Source organism: Pantoea sp. CTOTU46764, assembly GCF_031974595.1.
Lineage (GTDB): Bacteria > Pseudomonadota > Gammaproteobacteria > Enterobacterales > Enterobacteriaceae > Pantoea > Pantoea trifolii.
This window is the reverse complement of sequence record NZ_DALYOQ010000023.1, coordinates 32,494-38,861: the sequence shown is the minus strand read 5'-3', so window position 1 is coordinate 38,861 and position 6,368 is coordinate 32,494. Positions and strand designations below refer to the sequence as shown.

The following is a 6,368-nucleotide window of genomic DNA, read 5'->3' as shown; positions in this document are numbered from 1 at the left end:
AAACGGCAGCAATCCACTGCAGGCAATCATGGGCAACCTTGGCGGCCTACAGCAGTCGGTGCAGGCAGAGTGGAATAAGCAGGAGCAGGATTTCCAGAACTTCGGCCACGAAGTGTGTAACCGCGTTACCGTGCTGGAAGATCAGCGTAAAGGCTTGATGCAGGGCGTTAAAGGTTAAAAAACTAAAAGGCCGGTTTCCCGGCCTTTTTTACTCACTCATCTTCGCTTAAGAACAGCTCCAGCAGCGAGTTCAGGAACAGTTTCCCTTTCTCGGTAATCTGCCAGTTCTCAGTGGTTTCCACCACGTATCCCGCAGTTATCGCCGCATCAATTTGCGGGCGAATCACCTGCTCATCCATGCCGGTATAGCGACGGAAATCGGCGCGCGGTGCCGCTTCCAGCAGACGGAAACGGTTCATAAAGAATTCGAACGGTTTGTCGTTCTCGGCGACGTCGTGCTGCTTATCGAGATAGGTGCCTTTCATAAAGCCGCGCGGATGACGGGTTTTCACCGTACGCACAATTCGACCATCGGCCTGCGTCAGCTTACCGTGCGCGCCACAGCCAATGCCGAGGTAATCACCGAAACGCCAATAGTTGAGATTGTGCTCGCAGCGATAACCCGGTTTGGCATACGCCGAGGTTTCATACTGCTGATAACCCGCAGCGCTTAGTAGTTGATGGCCTTGCTCAAAGATATCCCACAGCGCATCGTCATCCGGCAGTTTGGGCGGACGCGAACCGAATAAGGTATTCGGCTCAATTGTCAGCTGATACCACGACAGATGTGGTGGATTGAGCGCAATCGCCTGGCGTAAATCATCCAGCGCTTCTTCCAGCGACTGATCCGGCAAGCCGTGCATCAGGTCGAGGTTAAAGCTGCGCAGACCTAAACCTTCCGCCAGCTGTGCCGCGCGCACCGCTTCTTCCGGCCCGTGAATACGGCCAAGGCGCTCCAGCTTCTGCGGACTGAAACTCTGCACGCCAATCGAAATACGGTTAATGCCGGCTTTCTGGTATCCGCTAAAGCGATCGGCTTCCACGGTGCCTGGATTGGCTTCCATGGTGATTTCCGCCTCTGCCGCCAGCGGCAAACGCGCACGCACGCCGTCCATCAGCATCTGCATTGCATCGCTGCTCAGCAAGCTTGGCGTACCGCCGCCGATGAAAATAGTGCGCACTTTACGCCCGCCGGTCAGCGGCAAATCCTGTTCGAGATCGTTAAGCAGGTGCTGCACATACTCAATGTGCGGCACCTCGCCTTTTAACGCGTGAGAGTTGAAATCACAATACGGACACTTCTGCACACACCACGGAATGTGGATGTACAGGCTTAAAGGCGGCAACTCAGGTAAAAAATCAGGCATTGCGCATCGCTTCCAGCAGCAGCGTCAATGCTTTACCACGGTGAGAGACGGCGCGCTTTTCGTCTTTACTCAGCTCTGCCGCCGTTTTACCTGATTCAGGGACATAGAAGATGGGATCGTAGCCGAAACCGCCTGCGCCCGCTGCCGCGCGGGTAATTTCCCCGGCCCAGCTACCGTGGAACACCAGCGGCGTTGGATCGGCGGCGTGACGCACGTAAACCAGCACGCAGTGGAATTGCGCCTGACGTTCGCCATCCGGCACCTTTTCCAATGCTAGCAGCAGCTTATCCAGATTTTGCTGATCGCTGGCATCAACGCCCGCATAGCGCGCGGAGTAAATCCCCGGCGCGCCGCCCAGCGCATCGACCGCCAGACCGGAATCGTCGGCAATCGCCGGTAAGCCGGTGATCTCCGCCGCATGGCGCGCTTTCAGAATGGCGTTTTCGATAAAGGTCAGGCCGGTTTCTTCCGCCGACTCAACGCCGAGTTCGGTTTGCGCCACGATATCAAGCCCGAAGGCCGCTAACAGATCGGCCAGTTCACGAACTTTGCCCGGATTACCGGTCGCGAGAACAACTTTTTGCATAACAGTTCCAGATAGACGAATTACAGCAAATACCAAAGACCTGGGAACAGGTCCATGCCGAGGAAATTCAGCGCGTACAGCACCAGAATCACAATCATGGCAGAGAAATCGATACCGCCCATCGCCGGCAAAATACGGCGAATCGGTGACATCAGCGGTTCAGTCAGCTGCATCAAAACCTGGTCCACCGGGCCGCGACCCTGGCTGATCCAGCTCATCAATGAACGAATGATGATCACCCAGAACACCAGATAACCGGCGGATTTCACCAGCGATAGCAGGCCAACCAGCAAGTTGGTGGGATCAACCGAGAACACGCCAACCTGAATCAGCAGCAGGATCGGATATTTCAACGTGGTCAGCACAAAGGCCAGCAGCAGCGATGCGGTATCAATCGGCCCAATTGCCGGAATCACGCGGCGCAGCGGCTTGATAATCGGTTGGGTGATCTTCACGACAAACTGCGCCAGCGGATTGTAGAAGTCACAGCGCGACCACTGCATCCAGATGCGCAGCAGCAGCACCATCACGTACAAATCGATCAGCGTTTTGACTAAAAACGTCAGTGTTAACATGAGGTTCCTCAATTATTGTTGTGAAGGTCGCGCATAATCCCGCGCGCCAAAAACGGCGGTGCCAATACGCACCATGGTGCTGCCCGCGGCGATAGCCGCGTCCATATCGTCGCTCATTCCCAGAGAAAGCGTATCGACGTCAGGATAGTCCTGTTTTAAGGTTTGAAACGCGGCGGCCATTTGCTGACACACCGCCAGTTGCCGCGCGTAGTCTGACTCTGGCGCCGGAATCGCCATCAGCCCCCGCAAGCGCAAATTCGGCAGTGCGGCGATCTGCTGCGCCAGCTCCGGCAACGCCTCCAGCATGATGCCAGATTTGCTGTTCTCGTCACTGATATTTACCTGAATTAACACGTTGAGCGGCGGCAACGACGCCGGGCGCTGATCGTTCAGGCGCTGCGCGATGCGCTGGCGGTCAACAGTGTGGCACCAGGCGAAGTTTTCCGCTACCAGACGGCTTTTATTGGATTGCAGCGGGCCGATAAAGTGCCATTGCAAATCAGGATGTGCGGCCAGCTCAGCCACTTTTTCAACCCCTTCCTGCACGTAATTTTCACCGAACGCTTGTTGTCCAGCGGCAATGGCTTCTGCGACCGCGCTCGCAGGTTTGGTTTTGCTCACTGCAAGCAGCGTAATTTCTTCTGGCGCGCGGCCGCAACGTGCGGCGGCAGCGGCGATACGCTCACGCACTTGCTGTAAGTTGTGCTCAATGGAAGTCATAGTCAGGAGAAGTTAAATGGAGTTGGATGAAATTGTGGCCCTTAGTGTAAAGCATAACGCCGCCGATCTGCACCTTTGCAGCGGACATTTGCCGCACTGGCGGCGACAAGGCGTGCTGGAGCCGATTCCGCAGCAAAACGCGCTGGATGGCGGCTGGCTGGAAGCCTTTATGCAGCAGTGGCTCACAGCGTCGCAACAGGCCGAGCTGGAGGAGAACGGCCACGTTGACTTTGCCATCACCCTTTCCAGCGGCATTCGACTACGCGCCAACCTGTTTATGCAGCGTCACGGCTTATCGCTGGCGCTGCGGTTGATTGCCAGCCAGGCGCCCGATCTCAGCAGCCTGCATTTACCCGACGTAGTGAGCCAGCTATTACAGCTGGAAGAGGGGCTGATTTTAATTACCGGCGCCACCGGCAGCGGCAAATCCACCACGCTGGCGGCGATGGTGGATTGCCTGAACCGCCAGCAGGCGCGGCACATCCTGACGCTGGAAGATCCAATTGAGTTTGTGCATCGCAGCCAGCGATCGCTGATTCAGCAGCGCGAAGTCGGCGCACATTGCGCGTCGTTTCAACACGGGCTGAAAGCTGCGCTTCGTGAAGATCCTGATGTGATTCTGCTCGGTGAATTGCGTGATAGCGAAACGATACGCCTGGCGCTCACTGCGGCAGAAACCGGGCATCTGGTGCTGGCTACACTCCATACGCGCGGTGCAACCCAGGCAGTTGATCGGCTGGTGGATGTGTTTCCCGCCGAGGAGAAAAACCTGGTGCGTACCCAATTAGCGGGCAGCCTGAAAGCGGTGCTGGCGCAACGTTTAGTGCCGGCGAAAGCGGGCGGGCGTGTGGGTTTGTTTGAAGTGTTGGTGGCGACGCCGGCGGTGGCGAATTTGATCCGTGAAGGCAAGATGCATCAGTTGCCTGGCGTGTTGCAAACCGGTGCGCAGGCGGGCATGCAGACATTTGCGCAGAGCGAGCAGGCGCGGCAGTTGGCGGGGATGATTTAACATGTTGTTATATTGGTCGCCATGAATGGCGACCCTACGAAAATGCGGGCTTTAATGCGTATCAAACCAATCTTCGAGAATAATCACCGCGGATTGTGAATCAACCTGGCCTTTCTGCAACGCACGGAAACCGCCGCGTTCAAACAGGTCGGCACGCGCTTCAACGGTGCTCAGACGCTCGTCCTGCAGCTCGACGCGTACACCAAAACGGCCATGCAGGCGATTGGCGAACTTACGCGCGCGCGCGGTCAGTTCCTGTTCGGTGCCATCCATATTCAGCGGCAAACCCACTACCACATAATCGGGCTGCCACTCTTTCAGCAGCTTTTCGATCAGCTTCCAGTCCGGCGTGCCATCCTGCGCTTTTAGCGCCGTCAGCGCACGGGCGGTGCCCGTTAGCTGCTGACCCACCGCAACACCGATGCTTTTGGTGCCGAAATCGAAGCCCAGTAAGGTTTCACTGGCCATCAGGCGTGTCCTGCATCGGTGGCGATATTGTGAATATCGACACCTAAACCGCGTGCCGCTTCACGCCAGCGCTCAGCGATGGGCGTCTGGAACAGAATATTGGTGTTAGCCGGTGAGGTGAGCCAGGCATTCTCCAGCAGCTCATCTTCAAGCTGACCTTTCTCCCAGGCGCAATATCCCAGCGCCACCAGCACGTTATCGGGCTGTGAAGTGGTGCCGATCGCTTCCAGCACATCACGCGAGGTGGTGATCACCGTGGTGTCTGAGATACGAATGCTCGAGGAGTAAATGTGCTGCGCCGAGTGCAGGATGAAACCACGATCTTCCGCCAGCGGACCACCGGCAAACACCGGCTTGTCCAGTTTGATGGCAGGATCGCGTTCGGATGCGCTAATTTTTAGCTTTTTCAGAATGCCTTCGACCGTCAGGTTATCCATCGGCTTATTGACGATCAAACCCATGGCGCCATCTTCATTGTGCTCGCAGATATAAACTACCGAGCGTTTGAACAGTGGGTCCTGCAGCGACGGCATCGCAATTAAAAAATGATGCTGTAAATTCATTATCACTCGTATATCAAAAATAACCGGCGCAGCCGCGGCAGCGCCGGTTTTGGGTGTTCACGGAGTGGAGACTCCGACGGCATCAGCCCAGGCGTTTCTCAATGGCATCCATCAGCATGCCAGTGATCGATATCGGGAACGCGGCCTCGATTTCACGTACGCAGGTTGGGCTGGTCACGTTAACTTCAGTCAGTTTATCACCGATAATATCCAGGCCGACAAAAATCAGCCCTTTGGCTTTCAGCGTTGGGCCAACGCGACGCGCAATTTCCCAGTCACTGTCGCTCAGCGGACGCGCTTCACCACGGCCACCGGCTGCCAGATTACCGCGCGTTTCGCCGCCTTGCGGAATGCGCGCCAGGCAGTAAGGCACAGGTTCGCCATCCACCACCAACACGCGTTTGTCGCCGTCTTTGATCGCCGGCAGATAGTTCTGCGCCATGCAGAAGTACTGGCCGTGATTAGTCAGGGTTTCGGTGATCACGCCGAAGTTGGCATCGTCCTGTTTCACGCGGAAGATCGAGGCGCCGCCCATGCCGTCCAGCGGCTTAAGGATCACGTCGCCATGCTCCTGCCAGAAGGCGCGCAGCTGCTCTTTATTACGCGTGACCAGCGTATCTGGCGTCAGGTCGGCGAACCATGCGGTATACAGCTTCTCGTTGCAGTCGCGCAGGCTCTGCGGTTTGTTCACGATCAGCGTACCTTGCTCTTCTGCGCGTTCCAGCAGGTATGTGGCATAGATAAATTCGGTGTCGAACGGCGGATCTTTACGCATCAGCACCACGTTAAGATCGGCCAGCGGGATATTCTGCTCGCTGCCAAACGTGTACCAGTTGTCGTAGTTCTGCTCAACGCTCAGCAGACGCGTGCGCGCGTAAGTCACGCCACCGCGCAGGGAGAGATCGCCCATCTCCATGTAATGAATTTCGTAACCACGGCGCTGTGCTTCCAGCAACATGGCGAAGCTGGTGTCTTTTTTAATATTGATGGACGAAATCGGGTCCATAACGATGCCAAGCTTAATCATTATTCTCTCCTAAATGGGGAAGCATTTACCCCGAAAGCGTTGTGCTGTGAAGT

Annotated in this window: 8 protein-coding genes; 1 reads left to right on the top strand and 7 read right to left on the bottom strand. The window is 56.3% G+C overall.

What is annotated here, in order from left to right:
• Positions 1 to 212: 212 nt before the first annotated feature.
• The 4 genes from hemW to RTM06_RS10375 are packed head-to-tail and all read right to left on the bottom strand — an operon-like array spanning position 213 to position 3,248.
• Positions 213 to 1,367, bottom strand: coding sequence for a radical SAM family heme chaperone HemW (gene hemW, locus RTM06_RS10390; RefSeq protein WP_312181944.1), 1,155 nt, complete (start codon positions 1,365 to 1,367; stop codon positions 213 to 215).
• Positions 1,360 to 1,953, bottom strand: a complete 594-nt coding sequence (locus RTM06_RS10385) for an XTP/dITP diphosphatase (protein WP_265299192.1) — start codon at positions 1,951 to 1,953, stop codon at positions 1,360 to 1,362. The genes hemW and RTM06_RS10385 overlap by 8 nt, the downstream gene beginning before the upstream one ends.
• 20 nt (positions 1,954 to 1,973) lie before the next feature.
• On the bottom strand, positions 1,974 to 2,528 hold the full coding sequence (locus tag RTM06_RS10380; RefSeq protein WP_008107240.1) for a YggT family protein: 555 nt from the start codon (positions 2,526 to 2,528) through the stop codon (positions 1,974 to 1,976).
• Between the two features lie 12 nt (positions 2,529 to 2,540).
• Positions 2,541 to 3,248, bottom strand: a complete 708-nt coding sequence (locus RTM06_RS10375) for a YggS family pyridoxal phosphate-dependent enzyme (protein ID WP_312181940.1) — start codon at positions 3,246 to 3,248, stop codon at positions 2,541 to 2,543.
• A gap of 16 nt (positions 3,249 to 3,264) precedes the next feature.
• Here RTM06_RS10375 and RTM06_RS10370 point away from each other — a divergent pair, with 16 nt between their 5' ends.
• Entirely contained in the window at positions 3,265 to 4,257 is a 993-nt protein-coding gene (locus tag RTM06_RS10370) for a type IV pilus twitching motility protein PilT (protein ID WP_312181938.1), read from the top strand.
• Between the two features lie 51 nt (positions 4,258 to 4,308).
• Here RTM06_RS10370 and ruvX read toward each other — a convergent pair whose 3' ends face one another.
• The 3 genes from ruvX to gshB form a co-directional block, all read right to left on the bottom strand.
• Complete coding sequence (ruvX, locus tag RTM06_RS10365; RefSeq protein ID WP_061720236.1) at positions 4,309 to 4,725, bottom strand: Holliday junction resolvase RuvX; 417 nt, start codon at positions 4,723 to 4,725, stop codon at positions 4,309 to 4,311.
• Positions 4,725 to 5,288 (bottom strand): YqgE/AlgH family protein, encoded by a 564-nt coding sequence (locus RTM06_RS10360; protein ID WP_256697332.1) that lies wholly within the window; start codon positions 5,286 to 5,288, stop codon positions 4,725 to 4,727. The genes ruvX and RTM06_RS10360 overlap by 1 nt, the downstream gene beginning before the upstream one ends.
• An 82-nt stretch (positions 5,289 to 5,370) precedes the next feature.
• Positions 5,371 to 6,315: a glutathione synthase gene (gene gshB, locus RTM06_RS10355; protein ID WP_110868023.1), complete on the bottom strand. Its 945-nt coding sequence runs from the start codon at positions 6,313 to 6,315 to the stop codon at positions 5,371 to 5,373.
• Between the last annotated feature and the right edge of the window lie 53 nt (positions 6,316 to 6,368).

What these genes read in the sequence shown, in the direction of transcription:
- hemW (WP_312181944.1), bottom strand. Translation starts at nt 1,367, where the DNA reads ATGCCTGATTTTTTACCTGAGTTGCCGCCTTTAAGCCTGTACATCCAC.
- RTM06_RS10385 (WP_265299192.1), bottom strand. Translation starts at nt 1,953, where the DNA reads ATGCAAAAAGTTGTTCTCGCGACCGGTAATCCGGGCAAAGTTCGTGAA.
- RTM06_RS10380 (WP_008107240.1), bottom strand. Translation starts at nt 2,528, where the DNA reads ATGTTAACACTGACGTTTTTAGTCAAAACGCTGATCGATTTGTACGTG.
- RTM06_RS10375 (WP_312181940.1), bottom strand. Translation starts at nt 3,248, where the DNA reads ATGACTTCCATTGAGCACAACTTACAGCAAGTGCGTGAGCGTATCGCC.
- RTM06_RS10370 (WP_312181938.1), top strand. Translation starts at nt 3,265, where the DNA reads ATGGAGTTGGATGAAATTGTGGCCCTTAGTGTAAAGCATAACGCCGCC.
- ruvX (WP_061720236.1), bottom strand. Translation starts at nt 4,725, where the DNA reads ATGGCCAGTGAAACCTTACTGGGCTTCGATTTCGGCACCAAAAGCATC.
- RTM06_RS10360 (WP_256697332.1), bottom strand. Translation starts at nt 5,288, where the DNA reads ATGAATTTACAGCATCATTTTTTAATTGCGATGCCGTCGCTGCAGGAC.
- gshB (WP_110868023.1), bottom strand. Translation starts at nt 6,315, where the DNA reads ATGATTAAGCTTGGCATCGTTATGGACCCGATTTCGTCCATCAATATT.